Raw genomic sequence first — 21180 nt, 5'->3', positions numbered from 1 at the left:
CTGACGCGCTGACCGTGAAGAGAGGCGGAGAGAAGCCGACGAGGACCGGTTAACGGCCAGATGACCGGCCGATGAGTGCAGAGCAATAGCACTCATCAATCTGCGTGGAAGCCGTTTCAGGCCGACACAGGAGCCGGGTGCAGAGCGTTGCAATTCACGTTCTGGTCACGTTCTGGCCGACATGCACTATTCCACTGCCACGCAGGCCCGGCGTCTCTGGCTGTGAGGCCAGGCGCGTGCCCGGCACCCTAAAAAAACAGCAATGACCCGCACATGACTAACGATAATCTTTAAGATTAACCGGTGCCTGTCCGGTCTCGACCAGCCAGTTTAATTCGGCACGGTCGCGCGTTGAGGATTCGATAAAACCTTTGAGCCAGTTGCGCGCATCGGCAATCTGCGTGACCCGCTCATCGTTGCGCTCCTGTTCGGCCATTTCGCTCAGCTGGCGAATCAGTGCTACCAGCGTAATCTCCTGTTCGTCAAAAGCCAGATTAATTGCAGCTTCACCAAGAATCATATGACCCGTTGTTTTGTCGTGATAAACCATCTGCACCCTCCTGATTAAGTAGCGATATAAAGAGTCTAGTTAAAGGCGTTCCGGACTAAAAGGTGGGAAACAGCAGGGCGCTATGATTAAAATTTACCGAAAATAAAGTGAACCTTTAATCGAGGCGGTAAACCACTCATATCAAAGCATAAAAACAGGCTGAGGTTTTTTGTGAGAAATAAGCTGAGCTATTATGCTGGTTAAAAAAGCTGGGAGTTGCCGGAAATTCAGATAAGGGCGGAACGGCGCATTTCGTTATCAGATTATTATCTGCACCACTATCCGCACGGTTGCCTGCCATATTATGGCCACGCCGCAGCGGATATTTCTGATTTATAAACCACCGGGGAATAAAACCAGGACTGTGCACCACTTCGTGCCAGGCGCAGGCAAAAATAAAGCCGCCCATGGGCGGCTTTATTCATCGGGCAACAGCGATCGGATTATTTCTTCGGTACTTCAGAGACCGCTTTAACGTCCGCTTTATTAATCTGCTGCTTCACGCCATTTGCATCGGTATAAGCCAGCAGGCCGGCATCCGATTCAGAAGGCTTGCCATCACTAATAATGGTGCGTCCATCGTTAGTCTGAATCGCATAACTGGTACGGGTGCAGCCGGTTAATACGGTCATACCAATCAATGCGGCGAGAGGTAAAATCAGCGCTTTTTTCATCTTATTCACCTTATATTAGTTGTCGAGTTCACTCATATTACTGATCTCATTACGATTGATCTGCTCAGTTTTTCCTGTCTGAGCATCGCGGTAAGAAACCAGACCAGTATCTGAATCAATCTGCGGTTTGCCATCGGTGACAATCGTGCGGCCATCGGTGGTCTTAATCGACTGGTTTGAGGCACAACCTGCCAGCGTACCTAAAGAGAGAGCCAGCAACGCAATGGCTGACAGGGATTTCATTTTCATTTTTTCTGCTCCATGAAGTATATCCGAACGTTTACAGCATAGTCGGCTTTATCAGGTTTGCTGGCCCTGTCGCGTCTCGCTGCCTGTTTTTTAAACAAAACCGGAGTGTGTGGTGCTGATTAGGGGGGATGACGGCGTGAAATAGCATTTATTGCAAATGTACCCAGCCGTTCTGTGCCATTTCAGCAGAGGATGCGCTGTATCGAAATAAGATCGATGCTGATGCGGGAAATAAGCACGGCAGCCAGAGCGGATATTTCCGTAAAAGCCAGAATAGCGGTGCGGAAATAGTGAGCAATGGGGTGAATGTCTGGCGGGATTCACAGGTCCGATACCCTGAAGGCTATCGGACCTGTGGAGAAGGGGATCAGAGGATGGAGTCTTCGCCCGCTTTGGCGGCCGCTTTTTCTGCTTTCATGGCGCTGACCGGGTCTGATGCGCTCAGCCAGCGGTCAAATTTCTGGTAGGTGTCGATAAAGGTTTTAAAGTAGCTGCTGGCGATGGTGGCATTCTCTTTGTGGTTCATAAACGCCACTGCCAGCTTAAATGCATCTTCGTTATCAAATTTCATGTTTGTCTTCCTCGCTTAAGATCTATAGAGCGTAGCCTGAGAACGCGGCCTGTGCATTCAGACAACCGTCTGAAAAGGCGCAATAATTCAGCCTGACTGACAGCATCTGCCAGATTGGCGTGGATTCCCACTTACTTCGCGCCCAATCCTTCTTATAATGCCAGCTTCACTCGTGAAGGAGACCCGCTTATGTTGAAAGGATTAACCGTTGCCGCGGTGCTACTGCTGTCAGGCTGTAGCCTGATGCATAAACAGCCGCCGTCGCCGCAGACCCTGCACTATCGCTGCGGAACCATGCCCCTGACCGTGACGCTGGACGAGGCGCAGCAGCAGGTCAGTTTCATCATGGATGGGCAGCCTCTGACGCTGAAGCAGACGGTATCCGCTTCCGGCGCACGCTACAGCGATAACACCTATGTGTTCTGGTCCAAAGGAAACGGCGCATTTATCGAACGTAACGATAAAATTGTCGTGAATGATTGTGAGCTGCAACCTGCCAGCTGACTTGTTATCTGAATAGGCGAGCATTATGAGCGACAGCGAAACGCTACACACCATTGCCCATCTGCGGCGTGAATATACCCGCGGTGGATTGCGTCGTAAGGATCTGCCGGACGATCCGATCGCGCTGTTTGAACAGTGGCTAAGCCAGGCCTGTGAGGCAAAACTGCCCGATCCTACCGCCATGACCGTGGCAACCGTGGATGAGCAGGGCCAGCCATGGCAGCGTATCGTGCTGCTGAAGCACTACGATGCGCAGGGCATGGTGTTTTACACCAACCTCGGCAGCCGTAAGGCGCTGCAGCTGGCGCACAATCCGCGCATCTCTCTGCACTTCCCGTGGCACTATCTGGAGCGTCAGGTGATGGTGCTGGGTGAAGTGGAAAAACTGTCGCCCCTCGAGGTGCTGAAATATTTCCACAGTCGTCCGCGCGACAGTCAGATTGGTGCCTGGGTGTCGAAGCAATCGAGCCGTATTTCGGCACGCGGTATTCTGGAAGGAAAGTTCCTGGAGCTTAAACAGAAGTTCCAGCAGGGCGAAGTGCCGCTGCCCAGCTTCTGGGGTGGCTACCGGGTGAAATTTCACACGATGGAGTTCTGGCAGGGTGGCGAACATCGTCTGCACGATCGTTTCATCTATCAGCGCGATCACGACGGCTGGAAAATCGACCGTCTGGCACCCTGAATCTGCACGATTCGCCCCTATCAGCGCTGGCACAGAAAGCGTCAGCGCTTTATGCTATAGCCCTGATTTTTTTCGATTCCGCAACTCAGCGGAAAGCTGTGTACCAGCATAGGTGCAGTCTGATCAATTTGGAGTCAGTAATGACCAGCAGTAACCTGATACAACAATTGCAGGAGAGGGGCCTAATCGCCCAGGTGACGGATGAAGACGCGTTAACAGAGAAACTGGCGCAGGGGCCAATTTCGCTCTATTGCGGCTTTGACCCCACTGCTGACAGCTTGCATTTGGGCCATCTGGTACCGCTGCTCTGCCTGAAGCGTTTTCAGGATGCCGGCCACAAGCCGGTGGCGCTGGTCGGTGGTGCAACCGGCCTGATTGGTGACCCGAGCTTCAAAGCCGCAGAGCGTAAACTTAATACCAGTGAAACCGTCAACGAATGGGTTGAAAAGATCCGCCAGCAGGTGGCGCCATTCCTCGACTTCGATTGCGGCAGCAACAGCGCCATCGCTGCCAACAACTACGACTGGTTTGGCGGCATGAACGTGCTGACCTTCCTGCGTGATATCGGCAAGCACTTCTCTGTTAACCAGATGATCAACAAAGAAGCGGTGAAGCAGCGTCTGAACCGTGACGATCAGGGCATCTCCTTTACCGAGTTCTCCTATAATCTGCTGCAGGGCTATGACTTCGCCTGTCTGAACGAGCTGCACGGTGTGTCGCTACAGATTGGCGGTTCTGATCAGTGGGGCAACATCACCTCCGGTATCGATCTGACCCGTCGTCTGCATCAGAACCAGGTCTTTGGCCTGACCGTTCCGCTGATCACCAAGTCTGACGGCACCAAATTCGGTAAAACCGAAGGCGGCGCAGTCTGGCTGGATGCGAAGAAAACCAGCCCGTACAAGTTCTATCAGTTCTGGATCAACACCGCGGATGCTGACGTCTATCGCTTCCTGAAGTTCTTCACCTTCCTGAGCATGGAAGAGATCAACGCGCTGGAAGAAGAAGATAAAAACAGCGGCACCGCGCCACGTGCGCAGTACGTGCTGGCTGAGCAGGTGACGCGTCTGGTGCATGGCGAAGCGGGTCTGTCTGCGGCGAAACGCATTACTGCCAGCCTCTTCTCCGGATCCGTGAGCGAAATGACCGAAGCCGATTTTGAACAGCTGGCGCAGGATGGTATGCCAACTATCGTGCTGGGCGCTGACGATGATCTGCAGCAGGCGCTGGTGAAAGCAGAGCTGGTGCCGTCCCGTGGCCAGGCGCGCACCATGATCGGCTCCAATGCCGTTTCACTGAACGGTGAAAAGCAGTCCGATGCGGAGTACCGCTTCAGCGACAGTGACAAACTGTTTAACCGCTATACGCTGCTGCGTCGCGGCAAGAAACATTACTGCCTGATTAACTGGCAGTAAGATTTCAGGGCCGGTTTCCGGCCCTTTTTTTATGGCAAGGCAGGACAGGGCAAACAAGTGAAAAATATTTTAGCGATTCAGTCGCACGTTGTTTTTGGTCACGCTGGTAACGCGGCGGCTGAGTTTCCGATGCGCCGTATGGGCGCAAACGTCTGGCCGCTGAATACCGTGCAGTTTTCCAACCATACGCAATATGGCCACTGGACCGGCACGGTGATGCCTGCAACGCATTTAACCGACATTGTTAAAGGCATTGCTGACATCGACCGCCTGAAGACCTGTGACGCGGTGCTGAGCGGTTATCTGGGCTCGGCAGAGCAGGGCGAGCAGATTCTGCAGATTGTCCGTCAGGTCAAAGCGGCCAACCCGAATGCCTGGTACTTCTGCGATCCGGTCATGGGCCATCCGGAGAAAGGCTGCATCGTGGCGCCGGGTGTGGCGGAGTTTCACTGTAAAATGGCGATGCCTGCCAGCGACATTATCGCCCCGAACCTGCTTGAACTGGAGATGCTGAGCGAGCGCACCGTCACGGACGTCGACGCGGCGGTAGACGCTGCGCGGGCACTGATTGCCCAGGGACCACGCGTGGTGCTGGTGAAGCATCTGGCGCGTGCGGGTCGTCGCAGCGATCGCTTTGAAATGCTGCTGGTGACGGCTGAAGATGCCTGGCACATCAGCCGTCCGCTGGTCGATTTCGGTGTCCGTCAGCCGGTCGGCGTGGGCGATCTCACCAGCGGTCTGCTGCTGGTGAATCTGCTGCACGGCAAATCATTGCAGGATGCGCTGGAGCATGTCACCGCAGCGGTGTACGAGGTGATGCTGAAAACCCATCAGATGGGCGAATATGAACTGCAGCTGGTGGCGGCACAGGATGCCATCGCCACGCCGACGCAGCACTTCGCGGCAGAAAAACTGTAACGCATCAGGGCCGGATAACCGGCCCTGTTGACTCAGGCTAAGCCTTCCGCCTTAAGCGCCGCCTGCACCGCAGGACGTTCCGCGACACGATCAAACCACGCGCCCAGCGCCGTAAAGCCGGATAAATCCAGTCCCAGCGCTTTTGCCCAGCGCGTCACCACAAACAGATAGGCATCCGCCACGCTGAAATGCAGCCCCATCAGCCACTGTTTGTCGCGCAGTGACTCATCGACATAGCGGAATTTTGCTTCCAGCTGGCTGCGGGTCTGCGCTTTTACCTCATCGGAGTAACCGGGACGAAACAGTGGCCCAAAGCTTTTATGCAGCTCGCTGCTGATGTAGCTGAGCCACTCCACGGTGTGATAACGCGTCAGGCTGCCAACCGGTGCCAGCAGATGGCGATCGGGCTTCAGATCCGCCAGGTACTGAACAATGGCGACGCCTTCTGTCAGCACAGAACCGTCGCTGAGCTGCAGCGCGGGCACCTGGCCTTTAGGATTGATTTGGCGGAAGTCATCGCCCCGTTCAGTGATTTTTGTGGCCAGATCAACACTCACCTGAGTGAAGTCGAGTCCGCATTCACGCATAACAATATGGGGTGAGAGAGAGCAGGCACCCGCTTTGCAAAACAGTTTCATGACCAGGTACTCCTTGTTGCAATGGAATCCTTGCATAGTAAAGAGTCAAAGCGGGATTACCAGTGACAAAGATCAGGGATCTGCGAAGGGCGTTGCGGCAAGCCATAAAAAAAGCCGGGCAGAGCCCGGCTTAGCTGAAGTGCAGCGTGAATTACGCCTGCACGTTATTTTTTTTCGCGTCCGGATCCTGCGCCATGCGGTTCAGCATCGGCGCCGTAATCAGCATCAGCAGGGCGATCACCGCCGTCACGATACCAATCTGCTGGAATACGCGGCTGTAGGTCGCCAGCGAAATCAGTGGATCGGTAACGTTTTCAGGCACGGCCATCAGATTTGCCACTTTACCGGCAATCACTGCCGCGCCAGCGGTAGTCAGGAACCAGGAACCCATGATAAAGCCCATCAGACGCTGAGGCACCAGCTGTGCCACCATCGCCAGGCCGAGGCCAGAGATCATCAGCTCACCGATACTCTGCAGCGCATAGCTCAGGATCAGCCAGTTAACGGAAACGATACCGGCATCGCTGGCGAACTTCGCACCCACCGGCAGCACCAGGAACGCAGCGGAGCAGAGCACCATACCAAAGGCAAACTTGTGCGGCATCGGCAGTTTATCGCCCAGCTTGTTATAGAGCGCCGCCAGCAGCGGACTGGCCAGCATAATCCAGAACGGGTTCAGCGCCTGGAACTGCTCGGGGGCAAAAGTAATGCCGAGAATGGTGTGCTCAACGTTGCGGATAGCAAAGAAGTTGAGTGACGTTGGCATCTGCATATAAAGCACGAAGAACAGAATCGCTTCGACCATCAGCAGGAAGGCAACAATCATCTTACGACGTGCCGCACCCTGCAGTGCAAAGGCCTCTTTGGCAAACACCAGCACAATACCCAGGGCAATCACCGCCAGCACCAGTCGTGCGATAGACTGGTGATGCAGCATCCAGTTGGCCAGTGCGATCAGTACGACGATGCCGACCAGCGTCATCAGCAGTTTTCCGATCTGCAACGGAGCGAAATCGGGTTTAGAACCGTAATCCTTAACCATGCGTTTGCAGAACAGGAAGTTAAACAGGGTGATGATCAGACCGATAACGCACAGTGAGAAGGCTACGCTATAACCATATTTCGCCGCTAACCACGGTGTCAGCATCATTGAGAAGAGTGAACCGATGTTGATCGACATATAGAACATGGTGAAAGCACCGTCGAGACGCGGATCATCTTTGTCATAGCAGGTAGAGAGCAGCGAAGAGGGGTTTGCCTTAAACAGGCCGCTACCCACCGCGATGGTCGCCATACCGATGTAGACAATGCTGACGTTATGACCGGAGAACGCCACCAGCGCATAGCCCAGCGCCAGCACCAGGACACCCAGCACGATGACGCGTTTGGTACCCAGCACCTTATCACCGAGCCAGCCGCCAATCGCGACCAGACCATACACCAGCGCACTGAATGAAGAGAACAGGGTAATGGAGTCTGATTCAGACAACCCCAGTTGCTTCACCAGGTAAACCGCCATAATGGCCTGCAGGCCATAGAAGCCAAAACGTTCCCATAACTCAATCGAGAAGATTAAGTAGAACGCCTTCGGCTGTTTAAACGCATTGAGACTGACAGCCTCATCAGTGTGTTTGTTTGCAGTTGACACATGTACCTCAGTTTTTTCATACCCTGTTTCGGGACAGGAATTAAGTCCGCGTCATGTGAGTTTTCCATGCGCAAGATTGTTATTAGAAGGGAAAAGCGGCGACTAATTTGGCTGATTACGGGCGGCAGGGCAAGAATTTTCTGACAACCCGCCCGACCCTGGAATGTTGGGTTAAAAAACTTATAGCAAACTGTTAATTGGTTTTTAATTTTGAGTGTAGTGAAAATAGCAGCGCATAAACGCTGGATAAGCGCCTTGCACTGGAGAGTATTAACATTAACTGCTAATGCGCGGTTAACCAGATAAATAGTTTGCTGAATGATAATCAGGCAGCACTAACGGCAGGTTGCTGATTAATTCACAGTCAATCTGCCGAATTATCGGACATTACATGCCTGGCATTGCCGCAAAAACCGTCAAATGATGATCCTGTGCACAAACAGATGATTTATTTCAGAAAGGAAAAAAAGAAACCGGTTGCGTCGTCTCGTCTGACGCGGCAGCTGAGAGTGCTCACAGGCGCTGGCAAGATAAAAATCAGCTCAGCCTGCCGGTGAAAAGCCGCCCGTGCGTGTTAAAAAACGTATCGCGATAATCCGCTTTCAGCTCGCCCTCGACAGAAAATTAACATTACTGTAACCTCTCAATTTCCCCGAAAAGGATCTGTTTATGTCGTCCCCCCTGCGCTTATCCCTGGTTGGTGACTACCGCGCCGATGCGGTTGCCCATCAGGCTATCCCCCTTGCTATTGAACGTGCTGCCCGCTGGCTGAATATCACCGCTGAAGCGGAGTGGATCGCCACTGACCGACTGGATGAGTCAGAACTGCAACTCAGCGACGCCGTCTGGGTGGTGCCCGGTAGCCCCTATCGAAATGATGCCGGCGTGTTTGATACACTCCGCTGGGTGCGTGAAACCGGAAAGCCTTTTCTTGGCTCCTGCGGTGGCTTCCAGTATGCGCTGATCGAGTATGCGCGCAACGTACTGGGCTGGCAGGATGCCAGTCATGCCGAGACGGACACCGAGGGGAGGATGGTGATTGCCCCGCTGAGCTGTTCGCTGGTGGAACAGCGCGGCGCGGTGAGGTTCGGACCCGGGTCACGCATTGCCAGAGCCTATGGCGCGCTGGAGAGTGATGAAGGTTATCACTGTAACTTTGGTGTTAACCCGGAATTCAGTGCAGCGCTGGGCGATAATACGCTGCGCATTACTGCCTGGGACAACGCGGGCGATGTGCGTGGCGTCGAGCTACCGGATCACCCATTCTATGTCGCCACGCTGTTTCAGTCGGAACGCGCCGCCCTGCAGGACAAAGATTCTCCGCTGGTGATTGCCTGGATGCAGGCGGCGCTGGCGCAACGCTAAACGCGATCGCCCTGTGACACTGTCACAGGGCGATGCTCGTCAGCGCAGCATGGCCGGGCGTTTTGCGTTAAAGGACCAGTTATCGATCAGAAACTGCATGCCCAGCGCATCGTTTCGGTTTTTATCCGGTAGCGAGTTGTAGAGTGCATGTGCCGCTTCAACCCGTTCCATATTCAGGGTAATCCCCAGCCCTGGCCCCTCTGGCAGTTCCAGATAGCCATCCCGAATCTGCGGCGCATGCTGCGTCAGCTGCTGCCCATCCTGCCAGATCCAGTGGGTATCAAAGGCGGTCAGGCGATCACCGGGTGCGGCTGCCCCCAGATGCGCCACCATCGCCAGCGACACGTCAAAGTGGTTGTTTGAGTGGCAGCCGGTGGTCAGGCCCCACTCATGGCAGAGCTGCGCCACGGTGTGTGCGTTACGCATCGTCCAGAAGTGTGGGTCGGCCAGGGGGATGTCGATGGCATTCAGCTGCAGCGCATGCTGCAACTGTCGCCAGTCATTGGCGATCATATTCGTGGCAACCGGAACGCCGGTGGCCCGCCTGAATTCTGCCAGCGTTTCCCGGCCGGAATAGCCATGCTCCGCGCCGCAGGGATCTTCCAGATAGGGAATGCGGCCCGCCAGCTGTTTGCCATAATAAATGGCCTCATCCAGCGACCAGCTGGCGTTGGGATCAACCGTTACCCGCGCCTGCGGGAAGCGCGCCAGCAGGGCATTGACCGTCTCCACTTCCACTTCGCCGTGATGTACACCGCCCTTGAGTTTGAAATCGCGGAAGCCATAGCGCTCCGCTGCCGCCTCCGCCAGCCGCACCACGCCTTCCGCGTCCATCGCTTTCTCATGACGCAGTTGCAGCCAGGCATCACCACCCGCGTGGCCCGCCTGATAGTTCATGCTGGTCAGGTTACGGTCGGCGATATAGAACAGATAGCCGAGGACCGGCACCCGATCGCGCTGCTTGCCGCTGGCAAGTAACTCGGCCACCGGCAGATTCAGGTGCTGACCCAGCAGATCAAGCAGCGCCGCTTCAATCGCCGCGGTGGCGTTGTAAAACTTCTCCGGGTTCATCTGCGGAATATGAATGTCGTCGGTATGCGCGGTCTGCTGGTGTCGCGCGTCGCTGGCAAACAGCGTGGCGATGGTGGCATTCAGCCGCAGGAGTTCGCTGCCCTCAATCTGCGGACGAAAGCGCTCAAGCAACGCCAGCGTTGAAGCGTGACAGGGACTTTCGCCGACGCCGGTACGGCCAGCCGAGTCAGTCAGGATCACCAGGATACGGGTAAAGTAGCAGTTGTGTGCGCCGCCAATGTTCAGCAGCATGCTGTCATATCCGGCGACCGGCACTACCCGCATTGTTTTAATGACTGGACTGTCTGACATGTTGATTCTCCATAGGATCGAGGGAAGGCGGGGATGGCTTGCGGCGCAGCAGCAGCCACAGTCCGGTCAGCAACGAGACGCTGGTCAGGGCATAGAGACCGCCGGTAGTGGAGCCGGTCTTCATCTCCAGATAGCCAAACACCGTCGGTGCGAAGAAGCCGCCAAGGTTGCCAACGGAATTCACCAGCGCAATGCCGGGCGCGACAATCGAGGCGGGCAGTTCTCCCTGTGGCATCGGCCAGAAAAAGGTCGCACTGACTTTCGAGCCGATACAGGCCACGATCATCGCCAGGAAGCCAAACCACGGGGAACCCAGCGTGGCCATAAATGTGCCGCAGGCCGCGACCAGCATGGCGACACCCAGCGCTTTATCGAGTTTGTCGCGGTGGCGGTCTGAAAAGCGGCTCAGCAGATTAATGGCAATAATGGCGCACAGCCAGGGCACGGCGGTGAGAATGCCGATGCCAAAACTGCTGAAGCCCTGAATGCGCTGAATAATCTGCGGCAGCCAGAACACCAGCGTATAGCCGGTCATGGTCATAGTGAAAAAGATCGCGCAGAAGAACAGCAGGCTGCGATTACGTAGCAGCGACATTTTGCCTGGCTCGCGGTTAAGCTCGTCACGCTGCGCCTCTTCATTCTGCAGCTGCTGCACCAGCGCCTGTTTCTCCGCGGCACTCAGCCAGCGCGCCTCGCCAGGTCGTGACACCAGCACCCAGGCGGCGAGAATGCCGACCAGCACCGACGCACCGCCTTCGAGAAACATCACCCACTTCCAGCCTGCAATCCCCAGGAAATTGTGCATCATCAGGATCGCGCCGGTGATGGGGCCGGAGAAGAGAAAGGCGCCAGCGGTGGCACTCAGCACCATCGCGGTGGCACGGCCGCGCCAGGCATTGGGCACCCACTGACGGAAATAGAACAGCACGCCAGGAAAGAAGCCTGCTTCCGCTACGCCAAGTAAAAAACGCAGCAGGTAAAACTGGATCGGTGAGGTGACGAAACCGGTCAGGACCACCACCAGTCCCCAGGTTATCATGATGCGCGTCAGCCAGACGCGGGCGCCGAAGCGCTTCATCATCAGGTTGCTCGGCACCTCAAACAGCGCATAGCCGATAAAAAAGAGGCCCGCGCCCAGCCCAAAGGCCGCCGCGCTGATCCCGGCATCGGTTCGCAACTCCGCTTTGATAAAGCCAATATTGGCGCGGTCGATCTGGTTAATAATCAGCATCACCACCAGCATCGGGATGATATGGGTGAAGAACTTTTTGATGGCGGAGGCGATCAGCTCATCGTGCTGCGGGGACAAGGCGCTATCCATCGGTCTTCCTCATGAGAAACGTAAAGAAGAGCAAAGTGTAGGGCGCTGAAAAGGCCAGCTCTATGGGCATCCGCCCAGGAGCCGATGGGCGTACGGCCTGGACGGTTGTGTTATCAATATGTTACGGAGTGGCGTGGGCGAAGCGGCAGAGTAAAACTGTGGCAGCGATCAACTTCTCAGGACCAGGGTTCAGGGGAGACCTGAATGCCAGAAGTCGCGCCGACAGTGAAAGATGTGCCAGTGCGGGCAGACAGGTTTCAGCCACTGAACTGACGGCGCTGGGCAATCTCTTCAGCACGCAGCAGCAGCGCCTGCAAATCATCCTCGTCAATATCCAGCAGTTCACCGTCCTGCAAAGCCTGATGCAGATCGGCGCGCGTCAGCGGCACCGGCATGGCTACCGGATCGGGTTTAACTTCTTCCGGGGCCAGCGGATGCGGATAGCGACGACCGGCCAGATTATTAAACAGCAGAGCCAGCAGGGCGAGGGTCAGTGAATTGAGCAGGATCGGCGTCAGGACAAAGTGATATCCAAGCTGCTGCACCGAAGGGCCGCCCAGAATAGCGGTCAGCGCAACGGCACCGCCGGGCGGATGCAGACAGCGCAGCTGGAACATTAACAGGATCGCCACACAGGCTGCGACGCCGCAGGCAAGGGCAGGATCAGGGATCAGCTGGCTGACGGTAACGCCCGCCAGCGCTGACAGGCTGTTGCCGCCGACGATTGCCCACGGCTGAGCCAGCGGACTGGCGGGCAGACCAAAGAGTAAAACCGCCGAGGCACCGACCGGCGCGACAAACCACAGGTTCAGTTCGCCCAGCACCCAGTGGCTCAGCAGGCTGGTCAGGATCAAGCCGATACCGGCACCCAGTCCGGCGATCACCACATGCTTTTTACTCACTGCCAGCGGATGTGGCCAGAGGCGCGCCAGAAACAGGCGCAGAGGATGGCTTCCGGCAGAAGCGCTTTTGTTCATTACTTTACTCACTGTGTCATAACATTTTCTTATCGTCAGGGGCGGCGATTCTCCATCATCAACATCAATGTAACAACCCGACAAACTGTACTGTTATTCGTACGAACAGGGAGAGCAGCGAAAAGGGGGATCGGGCAGGAGACGCGTTAGCAGAAGTGATCGCCGGATAATAAAAAACCCGCCGCAGCGGGTCTTTCATCAGTGCAATCACTCGACTTTGTCGGGATACTCGCAGAGATCTTCAATCAGGCAGGAGCCACAGCGGGGTTTACGCGCTACGCAGGTGTAGCGACCGTGCAGAATCAGCCAGTGATGGCAATCAACCTTATACGCCGCCGGAACCACCTTCAGCAGCTTCTGCTCCACCTCTTCCACATTCTTACCCGGCGCAAATTTCGTCCGGTTGCTGACGCGAAAAATATGGGTATCGACGGCTATCGTCGGCCAGCCAAAGGCGGTGTTGAGCACCACATTGGCGGTTTTACGGCCGACACCGGGCAGGGCTTCCAGTGCCGCACGATCTTCCGGCACTTCGCCGTTGTGCTGCTCAAGCAGAATGCGGCAGGTTTTAATCACATTTTCCGCTTTGCTGTTAAACAGGCCGATGGTTTTAATGTATTCCTTCACGCCATCCACACCCAGCGCCAGCATCGCGGCAGGCGTATTGGCCACCGGATAGAGCTTTGCGGTGGCTTTGTTCACGCTGACATCGGTCGCCTGCGCCGAGAGCAGCACCGCGATCAGCAACTCAAACGGCGTGCTGAAGTTGAGTTCGGTGGTCGGATGCGGATTATTCTGCTGCAGCCGACGGAGAATTTCGGTGCGTTTGGTCTGATTCACACCGGTTTCCCGACAGCGTCCTGAGGCGGCGCGGTTTCGGCCGCCTGAGCACGCAGTGCTGCCCGCTGTTTCATCTTCTGATCGATCAGATATTTTCCGGCCAGCATCATGCCCAGGCCGATAAAGGCGCCTGGCGGCAGCATCGCCAGCAGCATTGGCGAGTCGAAATGGACCACTTCGATACGCAGCGACTTCGCCCAGGGACCGAGCAGCTGGTCGGCACCGTTAAACAGCGTGCCACTGCCGATAATTTCGCGCAGCGATCCCAGCACCACCATGGCGCAGGTCGCGCCCATGCCGATGGCGAAGCCATCCAGCGCGGCAAGCGGGATGCTGCTTTTAGAGGCGACGGCTTCAGCACGGCCAACCACGATGCAGTTGGTCACGATCAGCGGGATAAAAATCCCAAGCGACTGATAAAGACCATAGGCATAGGCGTTGATCAGCATCTGTACGCAGCTCACCACCGAGGCGATGATCATCACATAAATCGGGATACGGATTTCCGATGGCACCCAGCGGCGCGAGGCGGAAATAAAACTGTTGGTCAGGGTCAGCACCAGCGTGGTCGCCAGACCTAAACCCAGCGCGTTGGTGGCGGTTGCCGTGACCGCCAGCAGCGGACAGAGGCCCAGCAGCTGCACCAGCGCTGAGTTGTTCTTCCATAATCCACCGACCAGCAGGCTTTTAGCTTCACTCATTTGCGTCTCCACATACCGGTAACGAAGAGAGTCTCTCCGGAAGCGTTTTCATTAACAGCGCGGTGCGTTTGGTTGCATTGACCACCGCGCGTGGGGTAATGGTGGCACCGGTGAACTGATCGAATTCACCGCCATCTTTCTTAACCGCAAAAGCTTTATCCGCCGGACCATGAACCACTTTGCCATTAAAGCTGTTGATCCAGTCAGAGATACGCAGTTCGATCTTATCCCCCAGACCGGGCGTTTCGTGGTGTTCAATCACCCGCACGCCCAATACTTTACCCTGGAAATCAGCACCGACCAGCATCTGTATCGCACCAGAATAGCCGTCAGGTGCAGTCGTCTCCAGCGCAGCCGCGACCGGCTGCCCACCTTTACGCGCCAGGAAGAGATGGTGCGGCGCACTGTTGCCCAGCGCTGCATCCGTGACAACGTAACAGTCCTGCTGGATGTTGTTGTCATAAAGCTCAACAGGCACCACCTGGTCCAGCAGGTTTTTCTGCTGCAACAGGGTCTGATGTTCCACCGTCGGCCTGGTTACGGTATTTACCACTGCCGTGGCGGCGGTGGTGATCGCGGCAAAAATCGCCAGCGTTACCCCATTTTTGCGAATCGTCTCCAGCATCGCTTAATCCTTCTGATGGCCGTAAACGCGCGGCTGGGTGTAGTAATCGATGAGCGGCACACAGATGTTCGCCAGCAGCACAGCAAACGCTACGCCATCGGGATAACCGCCAAAGCTGCGGATCAGCCAGACCAGCAGTCCAATCAGCGCGCCATACACCAGGCGGCCACGGTTGGTGGTTGAAGCGGTCACCGGATCGGTGGCAATGAAGAACGCACCCAGCATGGTGGCACCGGAGAAAAGATGAATCAGCGGGCTGTTCAGCGATTCTGGTGAGAAGAACCAGCCCAGCGTCGCGCAGAAGGCCAGTGACAGCAGCATGGCGGCAGGGACATGCCAGCGGATAGCATTTTTCCACAACAGGAACAGGCCGCCGGCCAGATAACCCACGTTAACCCACTGCCAGCCGAGGCCCGCCAGCACGCCGTTGTAAATCGGCTGCGCCAGCAGATGTTCAGCACTGTGACCCGCGCGTAAACCAGTTTTAAACGTATCAAGCGGCGTCGCCTGGCTGATGCCATCAACACCCATCTGTAGCTGCTGCATGGTTTCACCCGCCAGCGTGTGGCCCCGGAACACCATGCTCAGGCTGTCCATCAGCCCGGGTTTGATCGCCTGAAGCGTATCGGGCGGCAACCAGCTGGTCATCTGCACCGGGAAGGAGATGAGCAGGACCACATAGCCGACCATCGCCGGGTTAAACGGGTTCTGGCCCAGTCCGCCATAGAGTTGTTTCGCAATGACGACAGCAAACAGGGTACCGATCACCACCAGCCACCACGGCGCCAGCGGCGGCAGGCTGATACCGATCAGGACGGCGGTCAGCAGCGCCGAGTTATCCGCGAGGGTGCTGGCAACGGGCGCTTTGCGCAGTCGCAGAATCGCTGCCTCTGTCAGCCAGGCGGTCAGCGTCGCCAGTAAGACCTGTAAAAAGGTGCCGTAGCCAAAGAAATAACACTGTGCAGCAAAACCTGGCACCGCGGCCAGCACCACCAGCAGCATGATATTGCCGGTGCTGCGGCGATTATGGGTGTAAGGAGAACTTGCGATACGAAAAGCCATTTAATCCTCAAGCGTCGTAGACGACTGCGCTTTACGCGCTTTGGCACGGGCGATGGCGGCAGCAATAGCGGCCTTGCGCGCATCATCGGGTTGATTCAGTTCAGGTGCCTGTTCAGGTTCTGCATTGGCGTTGTTTGCCTGCTCCTGGGCCTGCTCCGCTTTATCCACCGCAAAATGCGCGGCGGTGGCCAGTGCTGCGGCATCACGTGAAGCGGCATCCGCCTCACTTTCCGCCTGTGCGGCTTTCTTCGCTTTGGCACGGGCGATAGCGGCCTGAACCGCGGCTTTACGCGGATCGGTCTCAGCGGCGGCGTCCGGCGCGGCTTCTGCAACGGTGTCGGTTGCGGCCTGTGGTGCCTCGGCGTTTTCAGCCTGTGCGGCTTTCTTCGCTTTGGCGCGGGCGATAGCGGCCTGAACCGCGGCTTTACGCGGATCGGTCTCAGCGGCGGCGTCTGTCGCGGCTTCTGCAGTTTTGTCGCCTGCGGCCTTTGGTGCCTCGGCGCCTTCAGCCTGTGCGGCTTTCTTCGCTTTGGCACGGGCGATGGCGGCCTGAACCGCGGCTTTACGCGGATCGGTCTCAGCGGCGGCGTCTGTCGCGGCTTCTGCAGTTTTGTCGGTTGCGGCCTGCGGTGCCTCGGCGCCTTCAGCCTGTGCGGCTTTCTTCGCTTTGGCGCGGGCAATGGCAGCCTGAACCGCGGCTTTACGCGGATCGGTCTCAGCGGCGGCGTCTGGCACGGCTTCTGCAGCGCTGTCGGTTGCGGCCTGCGGTGCCTCGGTGCCTTCAGCCTGAGCGGCTTTCTTCGCTTTGGCGCGGGCAATGGCGGCTTCTACTGCCGATTTACGCGGATCGACACTGGCCTCAGCCTGGTTATCCGCCGCCTCAACCGGCACTGTTTTCTTCGCTTTCGCCCGGGCAATAGCCGCTTCAACCGCCGCTTTACGCGGATCGACGGTCTGACGCGTCACCGGCTGGGTTTCAGCCTGCGCCTCGGCCTGACGCAGACGCGCCTGCGCATGGCGGGCTTCACGCTGGGCTTCAAGCGTTGCCTCATCCGGTTCGGCCGTCTGGCGGGCTTTCACCCGCGCTTTGGCCGCAGCCAGTTCGCTGGTATCGGTGCGGGCAACGCGTTGTTTCGCCTCTTCATGACGCGCTTCACGAGCCTGCTTTTCACGCTCCAGTCGCGCCTGACGGGCTTCGAAGCGTGCTTTGGCTTCCAGCGTGCGTTTCGCTTCCAGATCGATGGCGCGCAGTTCCGCTTTTTCCTGACGGTAATATTGCACCAGCGGAATATTGCTCGGGCAGACATAGGCGCAGGCACCACATTCGATGCAGTCATCAATATGGTGAGCGCGCGCTTTATCGTGATCGCCGCCCTGGCTGTACCAGTAAAGCTGCTGCGGCAGCAGTTTGGCCGGACAGGCATCGGCACAGGCTGAACAGCGAATGCAGGACTGCTCTTCGTCGTTGTTGCCCATTTCACTGGCAGATGGAGCCAGAATACAGTTGGTGATCTTCACCACCGGCACATCCAGCGATGGCAGAGTAAAGCCCATCAGCGGACCGCCCATGATCACCATCTGACGCGGCGCAGGCGTGAACCCGACATGGTGCAACAGATGGCTGATCGGGGTGCCGAGACGACTCCAGACGTTACGCGGCTGGGCGATCGCCTCGCCGGTCAGCGTCACAACGCGTTCGGTGATCGGTTCACCATTAATAATGGCCCGCTTAACCGCCCAGGCGGTGCCGACGTTCTGCATCAGCACGCCGATATCGGAGGAACGCCCGCCGTGCGGCACTTCCTTCCCGGTCAGGATGCGGGTCAGCTGCTTGGCACCGCCGGAGGGATATTTGGTCGGGATGACCCGGATGTGCAGATCGCGCTCGCTACCCAGCGCCTGCTTCAGTGCGGCAATGGCTTCAGGCTTGTTATCTTCAATGCCAATCAGCACCTGTTCAGCCTGTAACACCCAGGCGAGAATACGGCTGCCTTCCAGGACTTCGGCAGCGTAGTCCTGCATCAGACGATCGTCAGCGGTGATATAAGGCTCACACTCCGCCGCGTTAATAATCAGGGTTTTAACCCCGCGCAGGCCGCCCTTCAGTTTGGTGGCGGTGGGAAAACCCGCGCCGCCGAGACCGGCGATGCCAGCGTCGTGAATACGCTGAACAATGTCGGCGCGCGGATGCTGCCGGTAGTCAGGCAGCGGATCCAGCGGCATCCAGCGGTCGTCGCCATCTGGCGTCAGGAAAATGCAAAGCTCAGAGAGACCTGAAGGGTGCGCGGTCATATGCTGACCGATATCTTCAATCACGCCGGAGGTGGGCGCATGGACTGGCAGCATGCGGCCAGTGCCAAATGTCAGAGGCTGACCACGCAGCACTTTGTCGCCAGGCGCAACGCAGATCTCACCTTCATGTCCGATATGCTGTTTCAGCGGGATAATAAAACGGTGCGGCAACGGCAGTTCGGAGAGCGGCGTGCCGTTGGACTGGGTTTTCATTTCTGGCGGATGAATACCACCCTGAAAATCCCAGACCTTCTCTTTTTTCAGGAAGTTAAACAGATTAAGCATGAGTTTCTACCGGGATCACCCGTACAGGAATGGTATTTAAATCCCACTTCCAGTTAGCTGGCGTGGTGGCAACCGGACGCATTTCAATACAGTCAGTCGGGCAGGGCGCGACACAGAGATCGCAGCCGGTGCAGACATCGCTCAGCACGGTGTGCATGGCGCGGGTTGCCCCGACAATCGCATCCACCGGACAAGCCTGAATACATTTGGTGCAGCCAATGCAGTTGGCTTCATCAATAAACGCCACGGTCCGCACCGGCTCTTTCGCCGTTTCATCGCCATCAATCGGCTGCGGTTCAACGTTAAGCAGGGCTGCCAGCTTGAGCATGGTCTGCTCACCACCTGGCGCGCATTTATTGATCGCTTCACCATTGTTACCGACCGCATCCGCATAGGGGCGACAGCCCGGATAGCCACACTGACCGCACTGGCTCTGCGGCAGAATGGCATCAATCTGCTCAACGATAGGATCTTCTTCGACCTCAAAGCGGCGCGAGGCGTAACCCAGCAGCGCGCCGAACACCAGGCTCAGCGCACTTAATACGGCAACAGCAATCCAGATCGCGGTCATCAGAATTTCACCAGACCGCTGAAGCCCATAAACGCCAGCGCCATCAGGCCCGCGGTAATCAGGGCGATGGAGTTGCCTTTAAATGGGGCAGGAACATTGGCCAGCACCAGCCGCTCGCGCATACCGGCGAACAGCACCATCACCAGCGAGAAGCCGATAGAGGCACTGAAACCATACAGCGCGGCCTGCATAAAGGTGTGGTTAAGATTGACGCTCAGCAGAGGCACGCCCAGCACCGCACAGTTGGTGGTGATCAGCGGCAGAAAGATACCCAGCAGACGATAGAGCGACGGGCTGGTTTTACGCACCACCATTTCGGTGAACTGCACCACGACGGCGATCACCAGGATATAGGCCATGGTACGCAGATAGACCAGATCCAGCGGCAGCAGGATCAGATGGTTGACCAGCCAGGCGCAGATCGAGGCCAGGGTAATGACGAATGTCGTGGCGAGGCCCATGCCAATCGCCGTTTCCAGTTTTTTGGAAACGCCCATAAAAGGACACAGGCCGAGAAACTTCACTAATACGAAGTTATTCACCAGCACGGTGCCAACAAAGAGAAGCAGATAATCGGTCATTTTTTCGCCTGGGAGCCAGAAAGCGGCTTATTATCATTGATAGCGCGGCGTATCTCAACACCTGCGCCATCCGCTGAGCGGCAGACCGCACTCAGAATTAAATTCCTGACATAACTCACAGCGTTATGGCGCGATAAAGGTCGTTTTTACCCGTTTTGAGCGTTTGAAGTAGGGCGCAAACACCGCAGCGGCCAGCAGTGACAGCAGTAATGTCTGGAGGGCACGGCTATCGGTAACCGGCGTAAAGGCAAAGGTTTTCAGCGCCAGCAGCACAGTAATCAGCAGCCAGAGCAGGTAGTGACGCGGCAGGCGGCGGGAGCGCTTAAAGAACAGCCAGCTGATCCAGAGACTATAAGCCCAGACCGCCACGGCGGTGAGCAGGGAAATAGCCCAGTAAGAGAAGAGTGTGCTGCCGTGAGAAAATAGCGCCACACGCCATTCCGGATTAAACAGTGGTGTCAGATACATCGCCAGCACCAGAACGGTGGTTAACAGGGTCATTATCAGCCAGGCCAGCGGCAGCAAAAGCCAGCCACCAATACGCGGCGCAGCAACCTGTTCATTCATCGTGGTTATTCCTGTCTCGGGGAGTCGAAGCGCAGCAGAATAACATGTCCAGAGGGGCACGCCCATCCGGACAAGATCAGCGGGATAAACCGCGATAAATCAGCCGGAAATCAGACCACGTAGCGCCACACCGTTTTAGGGACACAGCCGAGATCATATAACCGTCCGCCAGAGACCAGTTCAGCACGTCGGTGATCGGCAGCCCGGTACATATTGATGATTTCCAGATCATTCGTCAGGGAGTAATTAAGATGATCGAAAAGCTTTTCCAGACTGTCTGAATTATTTACTTTGCGGAATTTAAGCAGGTAATCGTGCGCAGTCATCATTGCCATAACAGATAGAAGTAACAAAGGAGTGCTCAGTATAGGGGGCAAGCTTATGCTGTCCAGATCATGCGGCTTAAAAAAGGCGAAAATCAGATAAAAGCACCTTATTAGTCACTAAAACTCCATATCTGGCTTTTTTACTATTGTCTGAGCCAGCAACTCAGCGTCTCTAACTTAAACACCTCACTAACTAATTACGGACAGAGCCGGCATAAAGCGTTTAAAAGCAGAGGTTAAATATTATTTTTTTTCTTATTCAACGCTGACAATGCATTAGTGGCTTCTTTCTCACCCTTTTAGCCCAAAAAAATTAACCATTCTGCACTTAGTGCCAGAGAAACGTTTCGCGCCTGACTCAGGGCAGCGATCTACTGTGCGGACTATCACAAATCCCATTTTTTGTTCATCGCAGGCCGGATAACCCGTTTTGTA

Annotated in this window: 23 protein-coding genes; 5 read left to right on the top strand and 18 right to left on the bottom strand. The window is 56.3% G+C overall.

The window, feature by feature from the left end:
* Nucleotides 1-277: 277 nt before the first annotated feature.
* The 4 genes from OK409_RS05740 to OK409_RS05725 form a co-directional block, all read right to left on the bottom strand.
* Entirely contained in the window at nucleotides 278-550 is a 273-nt protein-coding gene (locus OK409_RS05740; protein ID WP_022625718.1) for a hypothetical protein, read from the bottom strand.
* 443 nt (nucleotides 551-993) lie between these two features.
* A complete protein-coding gene (locus tag OK409_RS05735; RefSeq protein ID WP_010245445.1) occupies nucleotides 994-1224 on the bottom strand; it encodes a YgdI/YgdR family lipoprotein in 231 nt (76 codons plus the stop codon).
* Nucleotides 1225-1239: 15 nt separating this feature from the next.
* The gene (locus OK409_RS05730; protein ID WP_010245442.1) at nucleotides 1240-1473 is read right to left on the bottom strand and encodes a YgdI/YgdR family lipoprotein; all 234 of its coding nucleotides are present in this window, start codon (nucleotides 1471-1473) and stop codon (nucleotides 1240-1242) included.
* A 367-nt stretch (nucleotides 1474-1840) separates the two neighbouring features.
* Entirely contained in the window at nucleotides 1841-2044 is a 204-nt protein-coding gene (locus tag OK409_RS05725; RefSeq protein ID WP_003848989.1) for a hypothetical protein, read from the bottom strand.
* A 189-nt stretch (nucleotides 2045-2233) separates the two neighbouring features.
* Here OK409_RS05725 and OK409_RS05720 point away from each other — a divergent pair, with 189 nt between their 5' ends.
* The 4 genes from OK409_RS05720 (at nucleotide 2234) to pdxY (ending at nucleotide 5563) form a co-directional block, all read left to right on the top strand.
* Complete coding sequence (locus tag OK409_RS05720; protein WP_010245432.1) at nucleotides 2234-2548, top strand: MliC family protein; 315 nt, start codon at nucleotides 2234-2236, stop codon at nucleotides 2546-2548.
* Nucleotides 2549-2573: 25 nt separating this feature from the next.
* Nucleotides 2574-3230, top strand: a complete 657-nt coding sequence (gene pdxH, locus OK409_RS05715) for a pyridoxamine 5'-phosphate oxidase (protein ID WP_010245431.1) — start codon at nucleotides 2574-2576, stop codon at nucleotides 3228-3230.
* 140 nt (nucleotides 3231-3370) lie between these two features.
* On the top strand, nucleotides 3371-4645 hold the full coding sequence (gene tyrS / locus OK409_RS05710) for a tyrosine--tRNA ligase (RefSeq protein WP_010245429.1): 1275 nt from the start codon (nucleotides 3371-3373) through the stop codon (nucleotides 4643-4645).
* A 57-nt stretch (nucleotides 4646-4702) separates the two neighbouring features.
* Complete coding sequence (gene pdxY / locus OK409_RS05705) at nucleotides 4703-5563, top strand: pyridoxal kinase PdxY (protein ID WP_010245428.1); 861 nt, start codon at nucleotides 4703-4705, stop codon at nucleotides 5561-5563.
* Between the two features lie 32 nt (nucleotides 5564-5595).
* Here pdxY and gstA read toward each other — a convergent pair whose 3' ends face one another.
* Together gstA and dtpA are read right to left on the bottom strand one after the other, a co-directional pair.
* Complete coding sequence (gstA, locus tag OK409_RS05700) at nucleotides 5596-6201, bottom strand: glutathione transferase GstA (RefSeq protein WP_031591471.1); 606 nt, start codon at nucleotides 6199-6201, stop codon at nucleotides 5596-5598.
* Between the two features lie 151 nt (nucleotides 6202-6352).
* Nucleotides 6353-7849, bottom strand: a complete 1497-nt coding sequence (gene dtpA, locus OK409_RS05695; protein ID WP_010245419.1) for a dipeptide/tripeptide permease DtpA — start codon at nucleotides 7847-7849, stop codon at nucleotides 6353-6355.
* A 669-nt stretch (nucleotides 7850-8518) separates the two neighbouring features.
* Here dtpA and OK409_RS05690 point away from each other — a divergent pair.
* Nucleotides 8519-9214 carry a CTP synthase gene (locus OK409_RS05690; protein ID WP_010670071.1) on the top strand — a complete coding sequence of 232 codons (696 nt, stop codon included), beginning with the start codon at nucleotides 8519-8521 and terminating at the stop codon, nucleotides 9212-9214.
* Between the two features lie 39 nt (nucleotides 9215-9253).
* On the opposite strand, the gene OK409_RS05685 is transcribed toward OK409_RS05690, so the two are convergent.
* The 12 genes from OK409_RS05685 to ydgT form a co-directional block, all read right to left on the bottom strand.
* Complete coding sequence (locus OK409_RS05685) at nucleotides 9254-10597, bottom strand: enolase C-terminal domain-like protein (protein ID WP_010245413.1); 1344 nt, start codon at nucleotides 10595-10597, stop codon at nucleotides 9254-9256.
* Complete coding sequence (locus tag OK409_RS05680; RefSeq protein ID WP_022625714.1) at nucleotides 10575-11918, bottom strand: MFS transporter; 1344 nt, start codon at nucleotides 11916-11918, stop codon at nucleotides 10575-10577. Before OK409_RS05680 ends, OK409_RS05685 begins: the two co-directional genes overlap by 23 nt.
* Nucleotides 11919-12175: 257 nt before the next feature.
* Nucleotides 12176-12895, bottom strand: coding sequence for an HPP family protein (locus OK409_RS05675; protein WP_010670074.1), 720 nt, complete (start codon nucleotides 12893-12895; stop codon nucleotides 12176-12178).
* Between the two features lie 207 nt (nucleotides 12896-13102).
* Nucleotides 13103-13735 carry an endonuclease III gene (gene nth, locus OK409_RS05670; protein WP_010245402.1) on the bottom strand — a complete coding sequence of 211 codons (633 nt, stop codon included), beginning with the start codon at nucleotides 13733-13735 and terminating at the stop codon, nucleotides 13103-13105.
* Nucleotides 13732-14436 (bottom strand): electron transport complex subunit E, encoded by a 705-nt coding sequence (locus OK409_RS05665; protein ID WP_010245400.1) that lies wholly within the window; start codon nucleotides 14434-14436, stop codon nucleotides 13732-13734. The genes nth and OK409_RS05665 overlap by 4 nt, the downstream gene beginning before the upstream one ends.
* The gene (gene rsxG, locus OK409_RS05660) at nucleotides 14429-15061 is read right to left on the bottom strand and encodes an electron transport complex subunit RsxG (RefSeq protein ID WP_010670075.1); all 633 of its coding nucleotides are present in this window, start codon (nucleotides 15059-15061) and stop codon (nucleotides 14429-14431) included. The genes OK409_RS05665 and rsxG overlap by 8 nt, the downstream gene beginning before the upstream one ends.
* Nucleotides 15062-15064: 3 nt before the next feature.
* Nucleotides 15065-16123 carry an electron transport complex subunit RsxD gene (rsxD, locus tag OK409_RS05655; RefSeq protein WP_033786237.1) on the bottom strand — a complete coding sequence of 353 codons (1059 nt, stop codon included), beginning with the start codon at nucleotides 16121-16123 and terminating at the stop codon, nucleotides 15065-15067.
* On the bottom strand, nucleotides 16124-18700 hold the full coding sequence (gene rsxC / locus OK409_RS05650; RefSeq protein ID WP_264366853.1) for an electron transport complex subunit RsxC: 2577 nt from the start codon (nucleotides 18698-18700) through the stop codon (nucleotides 16124-16126).
* On the bottom strand, nucleotides 18693-19271 hold the full coding sequence (rsxB, locus tag OK409_RS05645; RefSeq protein ID WP_010245386.1) for an electron transport complex subunit RsxB: 579 nt from the start codon (nucleotides 19269-19271) through the stop codon (nucleotides 18693-18695). Before rsxB ends, rsxC begins: the two co-directional genes overlap by 8 nt.
* Entirely contained in the window at nucleotides 19271-19852 is a 582-nt protein-coding gene (gene rsxA / locus OK409_RS05640; protein ID WP_003853423.1) for an electron transport complex subunit RsxA, read from the bottom strand. The genes rsxB and rsxA overlap by 1 nt, the downstream gene beginning before the upstream one ends.
* A gap of 123 nt (nucleotides 19853-19975) precedes the next feature.
* Complete coding sequence (locus tag OK409_RS05635) at nucleotides 19976-20419, bottom strand: DUF2569 domain-containing protein (RefSeq protein WP_010245382.1); 444 nt, start codon at nucleotides 20417-20419, stop codon at nucleotides 19976-19978.
* Nucleotides 20420-20529: 110 nt separating this feature from the next.
* Nucleotides 20530-20745, bottom strand: a complete 216-nt coding sequence (gene ydgT / locus OK409_RS05630; protein WP_003853427.1) for a transcription modulator YdgT — start codon at nucleotides 20743-20745, stop codon at nucleotides 20530-20532.
* Nucleotides 20746-21180 lie beyond the last annotated feature (435 nt).

This window comes from Pantoea sp. RG18 (assembly GCF_025910075.1).
GTDB lineage: Bacteria > Pseudomonadota > Gammaproteobacteria > Enterobacterales > Enterobacteriaceae > Pantoea > Pantoea agglomerans.
Note: the sequence above shows the minus strand (reverse complement) of the source record. Positions and strands in the feature narration are given on the sequence as shown.